Origin of the sequence: Pedobacter lusitanus, assembly GCF_040026395.1 — a bacterium.
Classification (GTDB): Bacteria; Bacteroidota; Bacteroidia; order Sphingobacteriales; family Sphingobacteriaceae; genus Pedobacter; species Pedobacter lusitanus.
Map to the genome: position 1 here is coordinate 2,424,858 of NZ_CP157278.1, position 18,863 is coordinate 2,443,720.

Here is an 18,863-nt window from a genome sequence, read left to right on the forward strand (position 1 = left end):
TTGGCAGTCTGTCCGGTTTATGCTGCTATAATTTTCTCATTTGCAGCTCCATCCGGAAGACCAATACAAATTTCGGCATAAACTATGTATTTATAAAATTGATAGTTTTAATGATATTGATTAGTTTTAACGATCGATTATCTTTATTGCTTATGGAAATCAGGCAACTCAATTATTTTATCAAGGCCGCAGAGCTCCTGCATTTTACAGATGCCGCTGCTGCCTGCTTTGTCACACAGTCTACGCTGTCACAGCAAATCAAACAACTGGAAGATGATCTGGGAATGCTGCTATTTGACAGAATGGGAAAGCAGGTAAAACTCACAGAAGCAGGCAATGTTTTTCTGACCCATGCCTATCAGATCATGCTCGACATTAAAAAGTCCAGACAAGCGATATTTGAACTGGCGAATATGATAAACGGAGAACTGAGAATTGGTGTAACTTATGCCTTCAGCTCTTTACTCTTACCGGCCCTGACTCCATTTTCAGAGAAATACCCTGGTATTATGATTCATATTGAGTATGGAACTGCAGGTGAACTGGAAACCAAACTTAAAATGGCAGACCTGGACATCATACTTGCCTTTCATGAACAAAGGGACAGTAGCGGTTTTGAGATGCAGCCCGTGTTCTCTTCTAAAATCATTATGGCAGTCTCTAAAAATAATCCGCTGTCCAAATTGCCTAAAATATCGCTGAAAGAGTTGGGAAAATTAGATCTGATTCTGCCTAGTAAAGGATTCAGCTCAAGGGATATGTTCGATGAGTTTTTCAAAAAAAACAATATTACCGCCAATACCAGGATAGAAATGAACGATGTCCATTCGCTATTATCTATGGTGGAATCAGGCAACTGGGCTACCATAATTAATGAGAAGGCTTTGAGTACATGGGAGAATCTTGTAGCTGTACCCATTTCGGATAAAAAACTGTATAAACAGGCTTTTATACTCTGGCAAAAGGGAGTTTACCGTAAAAAATCAGCAGTGCTGTTTGTAGAAGAGTTTATGAAAGTAGTATAGAAATGGTATCGCAAAATGCGATACCATTTTTTTCCATTCTGTACCAGAAGCTAATTCTGCAGGGATAACCTGTACTGGAAAATATCTTCAATAGAAACCACAGTAGATTCGTACTTTTCTGCAAAAACAGAAATTTCCGGCAGTCTGGCCATTGTACCATCTTCATTAGTCAGTTCACAAAGCACTGCAACAGGCCTGAATCCTGCAAGTACAACTAAATCTATACTGCCTTCAGTATGACCTCGTCTTCCAAAAACCCCATCCTCATTAGCTCTTAACGGGAATATATGGCCGGGTCTTGAAAGATCCCCGGGTTTAGCCTGGTCAGACATTGCTGTTCTGATAGTCTGTAAACGATCTGCGGCAGAAACCCCGGTTGTCACTCCTTCTTTAGCTTCTATAGATACCGTAAACGGTGTATGATATTTACTCGTATTTACCTGTACCATTGGCTGAAGCTCCAATGAATCAACTTTTTCCGGTTTCAGACACAGACAGATAATACCGCTGCATTCCCTGATCATTAAAGCCATATCAGGTACTGTCATAGTCTCGGCAGGAAAGATCAGATCACCTTCATTCTCTCTGCTTTCATCATCAACAACCAGTACTCCTTTACCCCTTTTCAGGCAGTCCAGTGCGTTTTCAACTCTTTCCTTAAAACCCTTTCCGAAACGGGACAGCTCATAGTGATCTTCCATAGTATATTTATTTTTTTGACGCTGCAAAGGTGACTAATTAAACTTTCAATTCAAATGCAAAGGAAATAAATCAGCTCTTGGAGAAAGATTGATGCTTACAAAAAACACTGTACCGACATTCAATGTACTTTCTACCCAGATTCTACCATGCTGCATAGTTATAAATTCCTTACATAAAACCAGGCCCAGCCCCACGCCTTTCTCTTTATTTGTTCCGTACGTAATCTCTGAATGCAGAGAAAAGATGTTATCGTAATCTTTTTTAGCTATTCCAATACCTGTGTCTTCTATTCTTATCCAGCACTCCTGACCATGTATCTCAGAAGAAACAGTGATTATCCCCCCTGGTGGAGTAAACTTAATTGCATTATTAATCAGATTACGGATAATCAGTTCCATCATATCACTATCGGCAATAACATGAACATTATGCTGAATCCTGTTAGTTAAAATCAGTCCTTTTTCTTCTGCCAGACTTGTCTGCAACAGCAAGGTACTTTCCAGTGCCCTTGCCAGATCAAGCCTGGTCAGCCTGACATTTACCCCCTCCATTTGTGTTTTACTCCAGGAAAGTAAATTGATCAGCATCTGACCGGTATATTTGGTCTCTTTAAGCAAACTGGAATTTATAGTTCTTTTCTCATCTTCTTCAATTTCTACTTCCATAGAAATCTCCAGAAAACTCTGAATAGAATTTAAAGGTGATCTGAGATCATGTGCCAGTATAGAGAATAACTTATTTTTTGACTGATTGGCAATTTCCAGCTGTTCTGCCCGCTTTTCGGCAAGTAATCTTTCTCTGTTATAACTTGTAATAATGCTGGTCAGAATAAAATAGATAATGATCAGCGTAAAGAAATAAACATAACTCAGATCCAGATGCCTGCTGAGATCATCTTTATAATTAACAGGAACAAGTTCAGGATAATGGTATTGAAAAATGATCAGACTTATAGCAACTATAATATTAACTGCCATCCACAGAAAACGTTGATTTTTAGGCACAATACTAATCACCAGAAAGAAAAAAAGGAGATACACAACCAGCCCAGGTCCGTTAATACCAGAATTGTTCAGAAAAAAAGCTATAAATAACAGATTGCCCAGCGTACAAAAAATAGTAATGGCCGCATTCAGTTTGTATTTGAATTTCGACAAATAATAAACAAAACAAACAGAAAATACTGCAGGTATCAGGAGCATTGACAAGGTATACAAGCCAATCAGATAATTAAAAACTATACTACAGGTAAAAAGTAAAGCAGTAAAAACACAGGCAGTATGAAATATGATTGCTTCCAGTGTATGAGTATCAGGGCTCCCCATAAGTTTAGTCCAGAACTGCATTGTATCTTTTTTCATCAATATAATAAGCGGTCTTAACGGGCAATAGTTTTTAATATCAAGAAATAAAATATAAAGTTATGGAAATAAAAGTGACTTACGTCACTTTTTAAGGTTTCAGGTATCATTTTAAGATTGGGATTATGCCCTCACTTTTGGAGCAAAGAATTTCTTATGAATGAAACTAACAGCTTAACAGTAGAGACGCATTGTTTTCACTGCGGAGACAATCTTCCCGAGAAACCTTATGCTGCAGATGACAAACATTTTTGCTGTCTGGGCTGTAAAGGAGTATATCAGATACTTTCCAGCCATAACCTTTCCAGCTACTATCTGTATAATGACGTACCGGGAAGCTCTCAGCAGAAAAAGGCACAGCACTTCAACTATCTTGATGAGCCGGGCATAGTAACCGAGCTGGTCGATTATACCGATGCAAAGGTCACTGTAATCACTCTTTTTATTCCTGTTATCCATTGCAGCTCCTGCATATGGCTGCTCGAGCACCTGCACAAACTCAATCCTGCTATTGCACAGTCACGTGTGGATTTCCTCAAAAAACAGGTTAGCATCACTTTCAGGAATCAGCAGATTTCACTCAGACAGGTAGTGGAAACACTGAGTGCTATTGGCTATGAACCATTGATCAGTTTACAGGATATGATCAAAAAACAAAGAACCGATCATTCTGAACGCAACCTTTTCACTAAAATCGCAGTTGCAGGTTTTTGTTTCGGAAACGTAATGTTGTTAAGTTTTCCGGATTATTTTGGGCTGAATAGCTTTGAGCAGGATTTTAAAAACTTCTTTGGATGGATCAACCTGGCTTTCACCATTCCAGTATTGTTATATAGTGCAAGGGATTACTTTATCTCTGCCTGGACCAATCTTAAAAATGGAGTCCTGAATCTGGATTTTCCGCTCGCACTGGGGATTGCTGTAATGTTCATCCGCTCTGCCTTTGAAATCATCACCCAGACAGGTGCCGGATTTGCTGATACTTTATGTTCACTGGTATTTTTTCTGCTGATAGGTAAATGGATGCAGAAAAGGACGTATCACTATCTGTCTTTCGAACGTGATTTCCGCTCTTATTTCCCGGTAGCGGTTACGCAGTTAAAAGATGGCAGGGAAAAACCACTTCCGCTGAATGAACTTCAGACAGGCGACCGTATCCTGATCCGCAGTAATGAAATAATTCCTGCTGATGCAATATTGCTTAAAGGAGATGCAAGACTTGATTTTAGTTTTGTTACGGGTGAATCTCTTCCGGTAGAAAAAGTACTGGGCGAGATTATTTACGCTGGTGGCAGGCAATTAAAAGGTGCAATAGAACTCGAAGTGGTTAAACCTGTTTCTCAGAGTTACCTGACCAAATTATGGAATAACGAGGCCTTTTCTACTCAAAAAGATCCGATTAAAACTTTCAGTGATACTGCCAGCCGCTATTTTAGCATTATTTTGCTGGCTATTGCCCTGGCAGCTGGTCTGTACTGGGTTAGTACGGATATCAACAAAGCTGTTGCATCTTTTACTGCTGTATTGATTATTGCCTGCCCCTGTGCACTGGCATTAAGTTCACCTTTCACGTTGGCTGCAGTTCTGAGCATTTTCGATCAGAATAAATTCTATCTGAAAAATACAGCTGTCATTGAAGAACTTGCCCGGATCGATACTATCGTTTTTGATAAAACAGGAACAATTACCAATCCCGAAGCAGCTGGTTTTGATTTTACAGGAGAGCTGGACAAATATGAAAAACAATTGGTTTGTGACCTGGCAAGAAACTCAGGACATCCGCTGAGCAGAGAATTGGTCAAATGGTTAAATCTCAAACCCCGGTTTGCTGTTGAACAGTATAAAGAAAAAGTAGGCAGGGGAATCACTGGCTGCGTAGACGGTCATGAAGTAAAACTGGGAAGTGCTGCATATCTGGGTTTGAAAACACAGGATCAGGGGAGTGTGGTTCATATCTTAATAGAATATCATTATTGCGGCTTCTTCCGTTCTTCACAACGCTGGAGAGAAGGATTCAAACAATTAGCACTTAAACTGGGGCAAAAAACAGATCTGCATCTATTATCCGGCGATCAGGATCATGACCGCAAACTCCTGACTCCATTTTTTCCGGGGACACAGCATTTACATTTCCGGCAAAGTCCGCAGCAAAAACTGGATTACATTCTTCAGTTACAACAAAAAGGTGCTAAAGTAATGATGCTGGGTGATGGGTTAAATGATGCCGGTGCTTTAAGACAAAGTAATCTGGGTATTGCAGTCACAGATGACATTAATAATTTCTCTCCCGGCTGTGATGCGATACTGGATGGTACTGCTTTTAAAAAGATACCCCAGTTTATCAGACAGGCAAAAGATGCTGTCAAAGTGATCCACATGAGTTTTGTTATATCTCTGCTTTATAATGCAGTCGGATTATTCTTTGCTGTACAAGGCTTACTTTCTCCTTTAATGGCGGCTATACTCATGCCTATGAGTACAGTAACCATCATCTTATTCACCAGTCTGACCGCCCGGTTTTACGCCCGTAAAAATCATTTATTATGAATATGATCTATATGCTGATTGGCTTCAGCATTTTATTGGCCCTGATATTCTTACTCGCCTTTTTCTGGGCGAGTAAATCTGGTCAGCACGATGATCTCTTTACTCCTGGAATGAGGATACTTTTTGAAGAAGAAAAGCCTCAGGAACCCCGGGACGAAGAAAAAAGTGATGAAGATCACCTGCAGGCATAACTCCTGTCACTGCCCGGGATATTAAACAAGGCTAATTTTACCCCCATAAACCACACCAATTTTTCTTATGACTGAAAAATTCTACTACGACAACAAAATCGTCAGAAACTTCGCATTAGCCACCATCGTCTGGGGTATAGTCGGAATGACGATCGGACTTTTGATTGCCATGCAGCTCTTTAAACCTGCCATGAATCTGGGTTCCCAATACACAACTTTCGGCCGTATCAGGCCATTACATACCAATGCAGTAATCTTTGCATTTGTAGGTAACGCCATATTTATGGGCGTTTATTATTCTTTACAACGGCTTCTTAAAACAAGGATGTTCAGTGATGTTCTCAGCAAGATCCATTTCTGGGGCTGGCAATTAATTATTATAGCTACGGTTATTACGCTTCCTCTGGGAATGACCAGTTCACATGAATATGCAGAGATGGAATGGCCGATAGATATCGCGATTACGATAATCTGGGTCGTGTTTGGCTATAATATGTTTGGTACAATCATCAAAAGACGGGAGAAACATATGTATGTGGCTATCTGGTTTTACATCGCAACTTTCGTCACTGTAGCGGTACTGCATATTGTAAACTCTGTTCAGTTACCTGTTTCTGCATTTAAAAGTTATTATTTGTATGCTGGTGTACAGGATGCGCTGGTACAGTGGTGGTACGGACATAATGCTGTAGCATTTTTCCTGACCACACCATACCTGGGCATGATGTATTACTTTTTACCAAAAATGGCCGATCGTCCGGTATATTCTTACAAGCTGAGTATTCTGCATTTCTGGTCGCTGATCTTTATTTATATCTGGGCAGGCCCTCACCACCTGTTATATACTTCATTACCTTCCTGGGCACAGTCTTTAGGTGTAGCTTTCTCTGTGATGCTGATTGCTCCAAGCTGGGGAGGTATGATCAACGGACTGCTTACTTTAAGAGGTGCATGGGATAAAGTCAGAGAGGATCCTAAACTTAAATTCATGGTTGTCGGTCTGACGGCTTATGGTATGGCCACATTTGAGGGGCCCATGCTGGCATTTAAACAAATCAATGCTATTGCTCACTATACTGACTGGATAGTTGCCCATGTCCATGTTGGAGCATTAGGCTGGAATGGATTTTTAACTTTTGCTATTCTGTACTGGCTGATTCCAAGAATTTACAACACGACTTTATATTCTAAAAAACTGGCTTCCTTCCACTTCTGGATTGGTACACTGGGAATTATATTCTATGCGGTTCCGCTTTACTTTGCTGGTTTTACCCAGGGATTAATGTGGAAAGAGTTTAACCAGGAAGGTTTATTAAGATATCCTAATTTCCTGGAAACAGTAATTCAGATTCTTCCGATGTATGTCATGAGAGCGATAGGCGGAGCATTATATCTGACAGGCGTAATTGTGATGACCTATAACCTGATCAAAACCATGAAATCAGGCAAACTTGTAGCTAATGAAGCTGCCGAAGCCCAGCCTTTACCTCAGGTTTATGTTGCACAGGGAGATGATAAGAAATTACACCGCATGCTGGAACGTAAACCAATGATCTTCATGGTACTTTCACTGATCGTAATTCTGATTGGCGGAATGATTGAGATGATGCCAACCTTTACAATTAAATCCAATATTCCAACAATAGCCAGTGTAAAACCTTATACGCCGCTTGAATTACAGGGCAGAGATGTATATATCAGAGAAGGATGTGTGAACTGTCATTCTCAGATGATCCGCCCGTTCCGTTCTGAAACTGAACGCTATGGAGAATACAGCAAAGCCGGAGAATTCGTCTATGATCATCCATTTTTATGGGGATCTAAACGTACAGGTCCTGATCTGCAGCGCGAAGGTGGAAAATATGGTAATGCATGGCATTACAACCACTTATATGACCCGCAAACAATGTCACCAGGTAGTATTATGCCTCCATATGAATGGCTTGCTGAGCAAAAACTGGATACGACGACTACCCGTTCAAAGATTAATGCCATGCGTACGCTGGGTGTTCCATATGAAACAGGTTATGAGCATAAAGCAAATGCTGCACTGGAAGAACAGGCTAAAGCAATTGCTGCTGACTTACAACAGAACAATATTAAGGTGAAGAGTGATAAGGAGATCATCGCGATCATCGCTTATCTGCAACGCCTGGGTACAGATATTAAAGCAAAATAACGCAAAACATGTTTAAGCAATTTTTAGATAAGGTTGATGGAAACCAAGGGTATCTGCTCAGCTCACTCGGCATCTTCATGCTATTTTTTTTACTGGTTGGCATATTATTGCTAACCATGAAAAAGGACGAAATAAAATATATGAGCGAACTCCCTTTAAAAGACGATCAGGATGAAAGAGGTAATTAACAGCAGCTGGTCTACAGGGAGTACTTCAGCAGATATTGTAATTGGATTAATGCTCATCACTGCAGTGATGATCCTTTGCGTGGCCATACTCATGCTGAAGGTGATTAAATTTTATGTCAGGGAATCTATTCATCCAACTCCTTTTGCCACGCCCGAAGAGAGAGAGAAAAGGAGAATGGAACAGGAAGCGCTACTGGTACTGGAAAAGAAAAAACCTTCTATCTGGACCAGACTGATGCAGCTAAAACCCCTGGAAGAGGAGAAAAACCTGGTTATGGAACATAAATTTGATGGCATAGCCGAATTGAATAACCCCACTCCTGCCTGGTTTATGATCCTGTTTTATGGCACAATCATCTTCGCCATAGGATATTTACTGACCTATGATGTTTTAGGCTTCGGTAAATCACAGGAAGAAGAATACATAGCAGAGATAGAACAGGCAGCAGAAGCTAAAGTGGCCTTTCTGTCAAATCCTGCGAATGCGGCAAATGCTGTAAATGAAAACAACATGGAACAAAGTAAAGATGAAGCTGTAATTAAAAACGGAGCTTCTTTATTCGCCAACCGCTGTACACCTTGTCATGGGGAACATGGAGAAGGTCTTGTCGGGCCAAACCTGACAGATGAATATTGGCTGCATGGGGGAACCGCAAAAGATGTTTTCAAAACAATCAAATATGGTGTTCCTGAAAAAGGAATGATCGCCTGGGAAAAATCGCTCAGTGCACAACAGCTGTCAGATTTAACCAATTACGTTTTGTCATTAAAAGGAACAAACCCTGCGGGAGCTAAAGCCCCACAGGGAAACAAAGAATAATTATGTCACAAAGTCCTGCACATTTCAGAGATCAGCCCGCTACGATTACGGATGATGGAAAAAAAAGAAAGTGGATCTATCCTAAGCTTATCAAAGGCAAGATTTATAAGTACCGTGCGACGGTCAGCTATTTTTTCCTGACACTGTTATTCGCTGCACCATTTCTTAAACTGAATGGGGAACAGCTGATTCTGCTGAATGTGCTGGAAAGAAAGTTCGTCTTTTTTGGGATAATCTTCTGGCCACAGGATTTTTATCTTTTTGTACTGGCATTGCTGATCTTCATCATAGGTGTGGTGTTGTTTACGGTAGTCTTTGGCAGGGTCTTCTGCGGATGGGCCTGCCCACAGACTATTTTTCTGGAAATGGTTTTCCGGAAAATTGAGAACTGGATAGAGGGAGATCATCTCCAGCAAAAAAAACTGGACAATGGCCCCCTGAATTTCGAAAAGATCTGGAAAAAGACCATCAAACATTGCCTTTTCCTGGCTATATCTTTTCTGATTGCGAATATCTTTCTTTCTTATTTAATCAGCAGCGCTGTACTCTGGAAAATAATGACTGAACCTATCTCTATGCATATTACAGGATTTATCGCCATCTGTGTATTTACGCTGGCGTTCTACCTTGTCTTTTCAAAGATGCGTGAACTGGTTTGTACGGTAGCCTGTCCTTATGGCCGTCTTCAGGGGGTATTATTAGATAATCAGAGTATTATTGTTGCCTATGATTATCAGCGTGGGGAACCGCGTGGAAAAAGAGTCAAAGAAATAGAACAGCCTGAAGGTGATTGTATTGACTGCAAGTTATGTGTTCAGGTTTGCCCAACCGGGATAGATATCAGAAATGGTACCCAGATGGAATGTGTTAACTGTACTGCCTGTATTGATGCCTGCGACATGGTAATGGAAAAAATTAACCGTCCGCTACGCCTGATTGGCTTTAAATCAGAAGATGAAATTGCTACTAAAAAGCCTTTCCAGTTAAACAAGCGGATTTACGGTTACAGTGTGGTCTTACTGATATTAATGACTGTACTAACTTACCTGCTGGTTAGCCGCAGCGATGTAGAAACAACTATTCTAAGGGCCAGCGGCACATTGTATCAGCTTAGAGATAAGGATAAAACTGTCAGCAATCTTTATAATTCAGAACTGATGAACAAGACTACCCGTCCGGTTCAATTTGAAATTATACCTGATCACAGGGATGCTAAAATACAGTATATCCAGAAGGAAAAAATAGTGCAACCGGGAGAAACAGTAAAGCTTACATTTTTCGTGATTTTTCCGCAAAAATCTATTCAGAAATATAAAACAGCTATAGGTTTTAAACTCATGTCCGGAAGCAAAGTTGCCGGTCAGTTTAAGACTACATTTATTGCACCTGCTAACGAATAAGATATGAACTGGGGAGTAAAAATATTACTATGTATGGGCACTTTTATGAGCTTCATTATTGTATTGGTGGTCATCATGTTTAACAGTAAAACTGATGCACTGGTAGATAATGATTACTATGAAAAGGGCATCAATTATAATCAGGTTTATAACTTGAAGGAACAGGTTAATCTGGATCATGCCAAACCGGAAATAACAGTAAACAAAGAAATAATAAGTCTGGTTTTTATTGATCAGGCTAAAGGAAATATACGTTTGATGCGCACTTCGGACAAAAGACTGGACAAGACAATGTCTTTTGAAACTGATCAGGAAAACCGGGTATCAATACCTGCAGAGAATTTACCAAAAGGATCATGGCGGTTAATTACTGAGTGGGAAAGCCAGTCAAAAAAATATCTTTACGAACAGGAAATCAGTATCAGATGAGTGACCAGTACCTCGCATTTCTGATCGGTCTGATGGGCAGTGTACATTGTTTAGGAATGTGCGGCCCGCTTGCTTTTGCTGTCCCCACCTTAAAAAAGGGCTGGGGTTTTCTCGTACTGGATAAATTGAGTTATCAGGGAGGAAGGGTTATTGCTTATTGTATACTCGGTGCCATTATTGGTCTGATTGGCCGGCAGATCTGGCTTGCGGGTGTACAGCAATATATCAGTATCATCAGTGGTCTGCTGATTCTGATTGCCGCTATTTCAAAACTACTTAAATTCTCTGCCGGCAGGATTAATTCCAGATTATTACAGCCTTTCAACCGCTTGTTGGGTTATGCTTTAAAACATCAGGCCAATCACCTGATCATAGGAATTGTCAATGGTTTTCTACCCTGCGGACTGGTTTATCTGGCCTTAACCGGAGCACTGAATACGGGTACAGTAAAAACAGCCGTTGAATATATGTTCTGGTATGGATTAGGCACTGTTCCTCTGATGTTTATTGCCGGAATAAGCGCAGGTTTTACCACAGCAATTTTCAGAAGAAAGATCAATAATGTCATCCCTTATCTGATGATTGTACTCGGAATCTGGTTTATATTCCGGGGAATGGAGCTTAATATTCCCTATATAAGTCCGGCCAAAACCGGAACTTCCATATGCAGTAATTAAATTATCCCGGGTTATCCGGACATACTAAACAATTGTGTTTGAGGCTGATTAGCATAAAGCCTTGAATCGAGCGCCATACAGATATTTCTTAAAAACCGTTTCCCCTGTTCAGTAACTTTCATTTCTGTTTCTCCTATAGTGACCAACCCATCCCGGGCAATTGAAGACATCCGTTCCAGACCTTCACTGAAACCTTCACTTTGTTCTTCAGCTTTAGCCCATGAGGTTTCTCCTTTACACATCAGGTTTAAGATATGTCTCCGGATCACAAGATCTTCCTGACTCAGAATATGGCCTTTAAAAACTGGGATTTTACCTTCGTTTACCAGACTGATATAATCTTCTACTTTTTTAACATTCTGAGCAAATGCAGACCAGCTATCACTGATAGATGAGACCCCCAGTCCAATCATCAGTTCGCTATACTGGTGAGTATATCCCATAAAATTACGATGTAACCTGCCCGCTTTCTCTGCAGTATATAAACTATCAGTACTAAGCGTAAAGTGGTCCATTCCAACTTCAGTGTATCCTCCATTTTTCAGCATCTCCCGGCCCAGTTCATATAGCTGCTGTTTTTCTGCCGCAGAAGGTAAATCAAGTTCCGTATACCTGCGCTGTCCGGGTCTTACCCATGGAACATGCGCATAACTATAAAAGGCGATTCTGTCAGGACGCAAAGCCAGCACCGATGTTATAGTAGCTGACAAACCTTCGATATGCTGTAAAGGAAGACCATAAATCAAATCAAAATTGACAGAATAATATCCAATAGCTCTGGCCTGACTGGTTACCAGGGCAACTTCTTCTACGCTTTGTATTCGGTTAATTGCCAGTTGTACTTTAGGATCAAAATCCTGAATCCCTAAACTCAAACGTTTAAAGCCCAACTGATATAAAGTATTTAAATGTGCCTCTGTGGTATTTGAAGGATGAGCTTCAAAGCTGAATTCTGCTTCTTCATGAACAATAGCCGGGTTTAGAATTCCGCCTATCAGTAGTTCAAGATTTTCAGGACTAAAGAAAGTTGGTGTACCGCCGCCCAGATGAAGTTCCCGGATGACAGGTTTACTATCAAAGAGTTTATAGTATAATTCCCATTCTTTCAGGACAGCTTCGATATAGGGTACTTCTACTTTGTGATTACGCGTAATCCGTGTATTGCACCCGCAATAGGTACATAAGCTTTCACAAAAAGGCAGGTGCAGGTATAAACTGATCCCATCCTGATGATTGCTATGTGTAAATGATTTACTCACAGCCCGGCCCCATTTCCCCTGATCAAACCGTTCTGTATCCCAGTAAGGTACCGTAGGATAACTTGTGTAGCGTGGTGCAGCAACATGGTACTTTGCCATCAATGTTTTAATGTTCATGGTCAGGTGTTTTAGGATGAGCCTGATCACAGGATCCGGAACAAATACAGGCAGAACCCAAACAACGGTTCTGCTGCCACTTATCAAGATTTAAGATGGTTTCTCTGGCTAATGCCAATGATAACTCATCGGTTGTATCAGCCATCAGTGAAACAGCTGGAACATTGGCAATTTTAATATTACGACCGGCCGCTGCCTCCTGATCGATATGTACAGTTGATGTAGACCGGGTAGCGATATATTTCACGCCCAGATCAGCAAGACTATTAATCACAGCTGCCGAAACAACATCTTCTGTAAATACGATAACAGCCTCTTTTCCTGCCGCATAACTCACAGTATCAGGGCTCAGCGAATTGGATATTAAGGTAATATCGTGTTTTTTATGATTGGCGATTGCCAGTGGCTCTTTTTCAAAAGATTTTATACTATAGGCTACTACTCTCATTCGGATCGATTTGTTAATGAGCAAAATTAGCCCGAAAACAAGTAGCAGAGAATGAGGTTAGTCAACCATAAATATGATCTGGATCAGTTTTTCATTTGCTGAAGCTTCAGATAATCGAGTATACCGATCTGGCTTCCTTTTCTTTCAATAATTCCCTCATCCTTGAAATCACTGAGAATCCGGCTGACTGTTTCGGTAGCCATTCCGGCCATCGCAGCAAGATTATCTCTGGAGATACGAAGATTGATCTGTCCTTCCTGTTTTTCCAGCTTACACAAACGCATGAGTACTTCTGCCATCCTTTTACGGACAGAATGATAGGCTAACTGTAAAAGCTGTTCTTCTTTATCCAGCAGATTATTGGAAAGAATCCGGATAAATTGTCTAGCCACATCAGGATGGCGGTTAAGCAATTCATCGAGCATTTCTTTAGGAAGCTGACATATCGTTGTATCCTCCAGAGCTTCTGCTGTTTCGGCATATGGCTCATTTAACAGCAAAGCAGGAATACCAAAATATTCTTCGGCACCATACATACCCGTAAGCAGTTCTCTGCCATCTTCTGTAAGTTTAATGGTTTTCACCTTTCCACTCAGCACAAGATAAACTCCTGAAACGATATCCCCCTCATAGTAAATAATCTGTTTCTTTTTAATGGTGCGGACTTTACGATCCAGCATGAGTTTATCCAGCTCTTTTATTCCCTGATTGGAGGCAACCAGATTATTTAATTTGTCAATCGATTTACTGTAAAACAGCTCTTGTTTTTCTCTTTTACTAAACCTGCTTTCAATTGCATTGAGCAGCTCAACATCGTCAAAAGGTTTCACCAGGTAATCATCTGCCCCCATTTCCATACCTTTACGCATATCTATTCTTTCGGCCTTTGCTGTTAAAAAGATAAATGGCGTAGCAGCCGTTTCCGGATTTTTATTTAACAGATAAAGTACGCCATAACCATCCAGTTCAGGCATCATGATATCACACAGAATCAGATCCGGTAAATGACTATGGGCCATCTCTACCCCCGTTTTTCCATTATCTGCCTGGAAAACCTCATAACCGGCAAGTTCTAGTATTTCCGCTGTGCTTTCTCTGATATCATCATTGTCTTCAATGATCAATATCCTTTGTCTCCTGTTTTCCATTTGATGAATTGAATTCGGTCCTGTTTATTGATAACTTACTATCTGTTGAATGATAGTATGAATTTAGTGCCTTCATTTATTTTACTTTCGAACTGCGCTTCACCTTTCATTAAACCAACATAACGCATTACAATGTTCAGCCCCAGACCTGTACCAGGAATATTTCCTGTATTATGTGCTCTGAAAAATGGCTGAAATAAATATCTCTGATCTGTATCTGGTATTCCGATTCCGTTATCCTTTATGGTAATCAGACACTGATGTTCATTAATTTCGGTATTAAATTCTATGAAGGTGTTTTCTCCTGAATACTTGATTGCATTATTAATCAGGTTGATCATACAGTTTTTCAGCAGATTCTGATCCAGTGAAACCACACTTTCCAGCCCTGTATGCTGATAAATTATATGCTGATCCTGTTTAGCGATCATCTGCATTTCTTCGGTAATTTCTTCTGCTAATTTAACCAGGTCAAAAGGTTGAAACGCAGGCTCTACCCTTCCGGCCTCCAGTCTTTCCAGAGACAGAAAATCATTCAGAATAGTGGTCAGATTACCAACTGCATTTTTTATTTTATGCACATGTTTCTCAATATTTACATTCTGAAATGGCTGTGCATATTTTTCAATAAGTGAAGCAGAAAGCTGGACAGAGCTTAATGGTGTACGAAACTCATGTGATGCCATAGAGACAAATCTGCTTTTCATCTGGTTCAGTTCTTTTTCTTTTTCAAGTGACAAGCTAACCTCTTCTTTTGCTTCTCTTAAAGCAGTAACTGTTTTCTTCAGTGATTTGGTCCGCTCCTCTACCAGGCTTTCCAGTTCAGCAGCATATTCCTGTAAGCGCTCTTCTGCTTCTTTTTCTTTAGAAAGATCATGGATAAAACCGGTAAATATTTTGCGGTCTTCATATTGAACTTCACTTACAGCCAGTCTGAAAGGAAAAGTCGTTCCGTCTTTACGAAGTCCTTTTACCTCCCTTCCTTTACCAATGATGTGCTTTTCACCGGTTCTATGATAATTTTCGATATACCCGTCATGCCTGCCTTTGTCCGGTTCAGGCATTAGCTTTGCTATATTCTGTCCAACAACTTCATCCAGTGTATAACCAAAAAGCTGAAGTGCCGCAGGGTTAAGGCTTTCTATTTTCCCTCTCTGATCAATGGTAATAATTCCATCAATGGCCGTTTCAATGATTGCCTCTAATAACCGTGCTTTTTCCATAATTGATTTTTACAAATATAGAAAATCTGCTAACAGCATGTTAAATTATAAACCAAAAACGGTCACTACAAGGATCACAGCATGGATCATTAAGCTCAGATAAAACAGACCGATAGTTATCCTGGTACTTGCGCTGCTCATATTGGCTACAATATTAGCAAAGAAAATCAGCATACTGGATGCAAGACATGGAACGACATGTCCATCGAGTGAATAAACAAGCACAAAAGTTAATGGAACCAGTATGGTAGCATGTAAAACAATAGAGACCAGAAACCAGCCCAGATGATTTGGTTTCTGACTATCTGCAAAGTTTAAGTATTTAGACCATAAGCTTGTATCAGCCGGAGCGGTGTTTACGATTAAAGTTGCCATAATATGTTATTTTTATTACAACAAATATCTGCTCATTTGCCGGTCCTATCTATGATATGCATCATCCCTGGCACAGGTATAAATCATATAAAATAATGATCCATGTCATATTTTATCCCCGCATTTCTCCGCTATTTTGCCAACCTACAGATAAAACAGAATTGCATGAACCACACCTTTCATATTCCCGTTTTGGGATTAGGTTATTCTATTGACACTCCCTTAAAAGTAGCCAGATATGGCATTACTTCTGTTGTTTCAATCGTTGATGATGAACTGACAGAGCGAATGAGAAAATTCCATTCGGCAGCCAATAACATTGATTATATACCTATTAAAAAAGAAGATCATGACGGCCGTGCCAGGCGGATCACTGCTTACCTGGATCTGATCAGGACATTGGTCGATCAGCAGTTTGCCGCGCTAAAAGATGAGCCCTTTACCGCAGGTGCTGATATACACACGTATTTTGAACTTCTTCCTGAAAATTCTGCACTTAAAGCTCAGTATCTGAAAATGTCAGAACTTGAACCGGGTACAGAAAAGAAAAAACTGCAACAGGAATTGCGTTTACAAATGAAGGCAGGGAGTATCGACGTCAACATCATGTCTAAGGTAGATAAAGCAAATTACAATGCTGCTCAGGAAAACCTCGGAAATGATTTTACAGATGCACTGGCAGCAATGAGAGGTTTTGGAAACAGTACCTTATCTTCATCTGTTGTAATCTCTGCAGGTCTGAATCCGAGATTATATACTTACATGGAAAACTGCCAGGATTTCTACCCTGACTCCAACGGACAGATCAAAAAGAAGATTATCCTTAAGGTGAGTGATTTCAGATCAGCTCTGATCCAGGCAAAAATGCTGGCAAAAAAAGGTTTATGGGTTGCAGAATTCAGAGTTGAATCAGGTTTGAATTGCGGAGGGCATGCATTTGCTACAGAGGGGTTGCTTTTAGGCCCAATCCTGGAGGAATTTAAACAAAAAAGAAATGAACTTCGGGAAGAATTATCAGGCATTTATCAAACTGCCTTATTCAATAAAGGGGTTACTATTTCGGGGACTCCACTGCTTAAATTCACAGCACAGGGAGGAATCGGTACTGCCGGAGAAAATGCTTTTCTGCTTAACTATTACCAACTGGATGCCACCGGATGGGGAAGCCCTTTTTTACTGGTTCCGGAAGCTACAAATGTAGATGCGCAGACTTTAGAAGCACTGGCTTCAGCACAGCAGGATGATTTTTATGTCAGCAATTCTTCTCCACTTGGCGTATTGTTTAATAACTTCAGAAACAGTACAATTGAAGAACAGCGTCTGCAAAGAATAGCAAAAGGAAGACCAGGCAGTCCGTGCACTAAAAAATTCCTTTCTACCAACACCGAATTTACTGAGCTTCCTATTTGTACCGCTTCAAGAGAATATCAGCGGTTAAAAATCAAACAATTAGAGGCTACAGAGCCAGATCCTGTACTTTTTGCCGAAAAATTTGAAGCAATCACAGAAAAAATATGTCTTTGTGAAGGGCTGTGTGCTTCTGTCTATATCAAGAACGATCAGTTAAAACCAAGAGAGAATAAAGCGGTGAGTATCTGTCCCGGTCCTAATCTTGCCTATTTTTCCAGGTTGTATACACTGAAAGAAATGATAGGACATATTTATGGCAGGGAAAAGATTAATTTTAAATTCAACCGTCCGAATCTGTTCATCAATGAGCTGCATTTATATGTGGATTACCTAAAAAAAGATCTGAATACACAATTACATGATTTAAATGCAAAAAAGACCAAATATTTTGAGAAATTCAGGGAAGAATTATTTAAGGGTATCAACTATTACAAAGAGCTGATACCGGAGATAAAACTCCAGACAGACATCGCTGCTCAGGAATTGTATCATCAATTACAGAAAGCGGAAGAGAAACTGAAAATGATTACTAAAATTCTTGACCCTGTTAGAGTTCAGGGATAAGAAACCTTCATGTGCAGCAGAACACAAACCGAAATGAACAAAATTGAGTCGCACATGATCATTAAAAATCAATTGTGTTCAAATGAAAAAGGGCATGCTGTTTAATTACAAAATGCCCTTTTTAGTTGCTAAAAAAATCGGCCTGACTATTTCAGTTTTGCCTGAATAGCTTTTGCTTTTTCAAAATGTCCGGTAATAACAGGCAACATTTTTTTGGCAAACTCACTCACTTCTTTCGACGGAAATGTCGTTGCTGATTTAAACAAGGCAATAGTTTTATCATGATCGGTAACCATCATATCAATATAATGATGATCAAAAGCAGAACCGGTCATGGTTTTCATCATATCAATATGTGCCTTATCTTCTGCAGGAAATGCTGCTGGCAAAACAATTTTCTCTTTTTCTGCCAGTGATTTAAGCTCAGCATTAGCCTTAGAATGATCTTTTACCATCTCCTCTGCAAAGGCCTTAACATCCGGGTTGGATGATTTCTGGGCGATCTGCCCTAAATCAACTTCCATCATTCCTCCAAGAGCAGCTGATTTCATAAATGATGCTACATCCCCACCGGTTTTTGACTGATCGGCGGGCATTGTACTACTCATCTTATTAGTATCCATTTTTAAACTGTCAGTTTTCCCTGAATCCATAGCAGCAAGATCACCCTTGGCTCCATGGCTTCCTGAACCTGTGCATGCCTGCATCGTACAGGCTCCGATAACTAATAAACCAAATAAACTTAATTGTTTCATAATCGTATTATTAGAATAAATTTTGTTTACGGATTAACACTTATT

The 18,863-nt window shown here is 40.1% G+C and carries 17 protein-coding genes; 9 read left to right on the top strand and 8 right to left on the bottom strand.

Going from position 1 to position 18,863, the window contains the following annotated elements; translation table 11 throughout:
- Positions 1 to 152: 152 nt before the first annotated feature.
- Positions 153 to 1,025, top strand: coding sequence for a LysR substrate-binding domain-containing protein (locus tag PL_RS10230; RefSeq protein WP_041883240.1), 873 nt, complete (start codon positions 153 to 155; stop codon positions 1,023 to 1,025).
- A 50-nt stretch (positions 1,026 to 1,075) separates the two neighbouring features.
- Here PL_RS10230 and ribB read toward each other — a convergent pair whose 3' ends face one another.
- Positions 1,076 to 1,726, bottom strand: a complete 651-nt coding sequence (gene ribB / locus PL_RS10235) for a 3,4-dihydroxy-2-butanone-4-phosphate synthase (RefSeq protein WP_041883242.1) — start codon at positions 1,724 to 1,726, stop codon at positions 1,076 to 1,078.
- Positions 1,727 to 1,771: 45 nt separating this feature from the next.
- Positions 1,772 to 3,088, bottom strand: coding sequence for a sensor histidine kinase (locus tag PL_RS10240; RefSeq protein WP_348621601.1), 1,317 nt, complete (start codon positions 3,086 to 3,088; stop codon positions 1,772 to 1,774).
- A gap of 156 nt (positions 3,089 to 3,244) precedes the next feature.
- Between PL_RS10240 and PL_RS10245 the strand changes: the two genes are divergently transcribed.
- The 7 genes from PL_RS10245 to PL_RS10275 all read left to right on the top strand — a co-directional run bounded on the left by PL_RS10245 (position 3,245) and on the right by PL_RS10275 (position 11,519).
- Positions 3,245 to 5,635, top strand: coding sequence for a heavy metal translocating P-type ATPase (locus PL_RS10245; RefSeq protein WP_041883243.1), 2,391 nt, complete (start codon positions 3,245 to 3,247; stop codon positions 5,633 to 5,635).
- A complete protein-coding gene (gene ccoS / locus PL_RS10250) occupies positions 5,632 to 5,826 on the top strand; it encodes a cbb3-type cytochrome oxidase assembly protein CcoS (RefSeq protein ID WP_041883244.1) in 195 nt (64 codons plus the stop codon). The genes PL_RS10245 and ccoS overlap by 4 nt, the downstream gene beginning before the upstream one ends.
- 67 nt (positions 5,827 to 5,893) lie before the next feature.
- Positions 5,894 to 8,005: a cytochrome-c oxidase, cbb3-type subunit I gene (gene ccoN, locus PL_RS10255; RefSeq protein WP_041883246.1), complete on the top strand. Its 2,112-nt coding sequence runs from the start codon at positions 5,894 to 5,896 to the stop codon at positions 8,003 to 8,005.
- A 171-nt stretch (positions 8,006 to 8,176) separates the two neighbouring features.
- Positions 8,177 to 9,013 carry a cbb3-type cytochrome c oxidase N-terminal domain-containing protein gene (locus PL_RS10260; RefSeq protein ID WP_041883250.1) on the top strand — a complete coding sequence of 279 codons (837 nt, stop codon included), beginning with the start codon at positions 8,177 to 8,179 and terminating at the stop codon, positions 9,011 to 9,013.
- Positions 9,014 to 9,015: 2 nt separating this feature from the next.
- On the top strand, positions 9,016 to 10,413 hold the full coding sequence (ccoG, locus tag PL_RS10265) for a cytochrome c oxidase accessory protein CcoG (protein ID WP_052496395.1): 1,398 nt from the start codon (positions 9,016 to 9,018) through the stop codon (positions 10,411 to 10,413).
- Positions 10,414 to 10,416: 3 nt separating this feature from the next.
- Positions 10,417 to 10,842 carry a FixH family protein gene (locus tag PL_RS10270; protein ID WP_041883252.1) on the top strand — a complete coding sequence of 142 codons (426 nt, stop codon included), beginning with the start codon at positions 10,417 to 10,419 and terminating at the stop codon, positions 10,840 to 10,842.
- Complete coding sequence (locus tag PL_RS10275; RefSeq protein WP_041883254.1) at positions 10,839 to 11,519, top strand: sulfite exporter TauE/SafE family protein; 681 nt, start codon at positions 10,839 to 10,841, stop codon at positions 11,517 to 11,519. Before PL_RS10270 ends, PL_RS10275 begins: the two co-directional genes overlap by 4 nt.
- 11 nt (positions 11,520 to 11,530) lie before the next feature.
- Here the strand turns inward: PL_RS10275 and hemN are convergent, their stop codons facing one another.
- The 5 genes from hemN to PL_RS10300 all read right to left on the bottom strand — a co-directional run bounded on the left by hemN (position 11,531) and on the right by PL_RS10300 (position 16,089).
- Positions 11,531 to 12,895: an oxygen-independent coproporphyrinogen III oxidase gene (gene hemN / locus PL_RS10280; RefSeq protein WP_041883255.1), complete on the bottom strand. Its 1,365-nt coding sequence runs from the start codon at positions 12,893 to 12,895 to the stop codon at positions 11,531 to 11,533.
- The gene (locus PL_RS10285; protein ID WP_041883257.1) at positions 12,885 to 13,343 is read right to left on the bottom strand and encodes a lactate dehydrogenase; all 459 of its coding nucleotides are present in this window, start codon (positions 13,341 to 13,343) and stop codon (positions 12,885 to 12,887) included. The genes hemN and PL_RS10285 overlap by 11 nt, the downstream gene beginning before the upstream one ends.
- 83 nt (positions 13,344 to 13,426) lie before the next feature.
- Positions 13,427 to 14,491, bottom strand: a complete 1,065-nt coding sequence (locus PL_RS10290) for a response regulator (protein ID WP_041883258.1) — start codon at positions 14,489 to 14,491, stop codon at positions 13,427 to 13,429.
- A gap of 38 nt (positions 14,492 to 14,529) precedes the next feature.
- Positions 14,530 to 15,714 (bottom strand): PAS domain-containing sensor histidine kinase, encoded by a 1,185-nt coding sequence (locus PL_RS10295; protein WP_041883259.1) that lies wholly within the window; start codon positions 15,712 to 15,714, stop codon positions 14,530 to 14,532.
- 45 nt (positions 15,715 to 15,759) lie between these two features.
- Positions 15,760 to 16,089 carry a hypothetical protein gene (locus tag PL_RS10300; protein ID WP_041883261.1) on the bottom strand — a complete coding sequence of 110 codons (330 nt, stop codon included), beginning with the start codon at positions 16,087 to 16,089 and terminating at the stop codon, positions 15,760 to 15,762.
- A 165-nt stretch (positions 16,090 to 16,254) separates the two neighbouring features.
- Between PL_RS10300 and PL_RS10305 the strand changes: the two genes are divergently transcribed.
- Positions 16,255 to 18,063 (top strand): hypothetical protein, encoded by a 1,809-nt coding sequence (locus PL_RS10305; protein ID WP_041883262.1) that lies wholly within the window; start codon positions 16,255 to 16,257, stop codon positions 18,061 to 18,063.
- A 146-nt stretch (positions 18,064 to 18,209) separates the two neighbouring features.
- On the opposite strand, the gene PL_RS10310 is transcribed toward PL_RS10305, so the two are convergent.
- Complete coding sequence (locus PL_RS10310) at positions 18,210 to 18,818, bottom strand: DUF4142 domain-containing protein (RefSeq protein WP_041883263.1); 609 nt, start codon at positions 18,816 to 18,818, stop codon at positions 18,210 to 18,212.
- Positions 18,819 to 18,863 lie beyond the last annotated feature (45 nt).

Excerpts from the sequence above, each read along its gene's own strand:
- PL_RS10230 (WP_041883240.1), top strand. The coding sequence starts at position 153 with ATGGAAATCAGGCAACTCAATTATTTTATCAAGGCCGCAGAGCTCCTG.
- ribB (WP_041883242.1), bottom strand. The coding sequence starts at position 1,726 with ATGGAAGATCACTATGAGCTGTCCCGTTTCGGAAAGGGTTTTAAGGAA.
- PL_RS10240 (WP_348621601.1), bottom strand. The coding sequence starts at position 3,088 with ATGAAAAAAGATACAATGCAGTTCTGGACTAAACTTATGGGGAGCCCT.
- PL_RS10245 (WP_041883243.1), top strand. The coding sequence starts at position 3,245 with ATGAATGAAACTAACAGCTTAACAGTAGAGACGCATTGTTTTCACTGC.
- ccoS (WP_041883244.1), top strand. The coding sequence starts at position 5,632 with ATGAATATGATCTATATGCTGATTGGCTTCAGCATTTTATTGGCCCTG.
- ccoN (WP_041883246.1), top strand. The coding sequence starts at position 5,894 with ATGACTGAAAAATTCTACTACGACAACAAAATCGTCAGAAACTTCGCA.
- PL_RS10260 (WP_041883250.1), top strand. The coding sequence starts at position 8,177 with ATGAAAGAGGTAATTAACAGCAGCTGGTCTACAGGGAGTACTTCAGCA.
- ccoG (WP_052496395.1), top strand. The coding sequence starts at position 9,016 with ATGTCACAAAGTCCTGCACATTTCAGAGATCAGCCCGCTACGATTACG.
- PL_RS10270 (WP_041883252.1), top strand. The coding sequence starts at position 10,417 with ATGAACTGGGGAGTAAAAATATTACTATGTATGGGCACTTTTATGAGC.
- PL_RS10275 (WP_041883254.1), top strand. The coding sequence starts at position 10,839 with ATGAGTGACCAGTACCTCGCATTTCTGATCGGTCTGATGGGCAGTGTA.
- hemN (WP_041883255.1), bottom strand. The coding sequence starts at position 12,895 with ATGAACATTAAAACATTGATGGCAAAGTACCATGTTGCTGCACCACGC.
- PL_RS10285 (WP_041883257.1), bottom strand. The coding sequence starts at position 13,343 with ATGAGAGTAGTAGCCTATAGTATAAAATCTTTTGAAAAAGAGCCACTG.
- PL_RS10290 (WP_041883258.1), bottom strand. The coding sequence starts at position 14,491 with ATGGAAAACAGGAGACAAAGGATATTGATCATTGAAGACAATGATGAT.
- PL_RS10295 (WP_041883259.1), bottom strand. The coding sequence starts at position 15,714 with ATGGAAAAAGCACGGTTATTAGAGGCAATCATTGAAACGGCCATTGAT.
- PL_RS10300 (WP_041883261.1), bottom strand. The coding sequence starts at position 16,089 with ATGGCAACTTTAATCGTAAACACCGCTCCGGCTGATACAAGCTTATGG.
- PL_RS10305 (WP_041883262.1), top strand. The coding sequence starts at position 16,255 with ATGAACCACACCTTTCATATTCCCGTTTTGGGATTAGGTTATTCTATT.
- PL_RS10310 (WP_041883263.1), bottom strand. The coding sequence starts at position 18,818 with ATGAAACAATTAAGTTTATTTGGTTTATTAGTTATCGGAGCCTGTACG.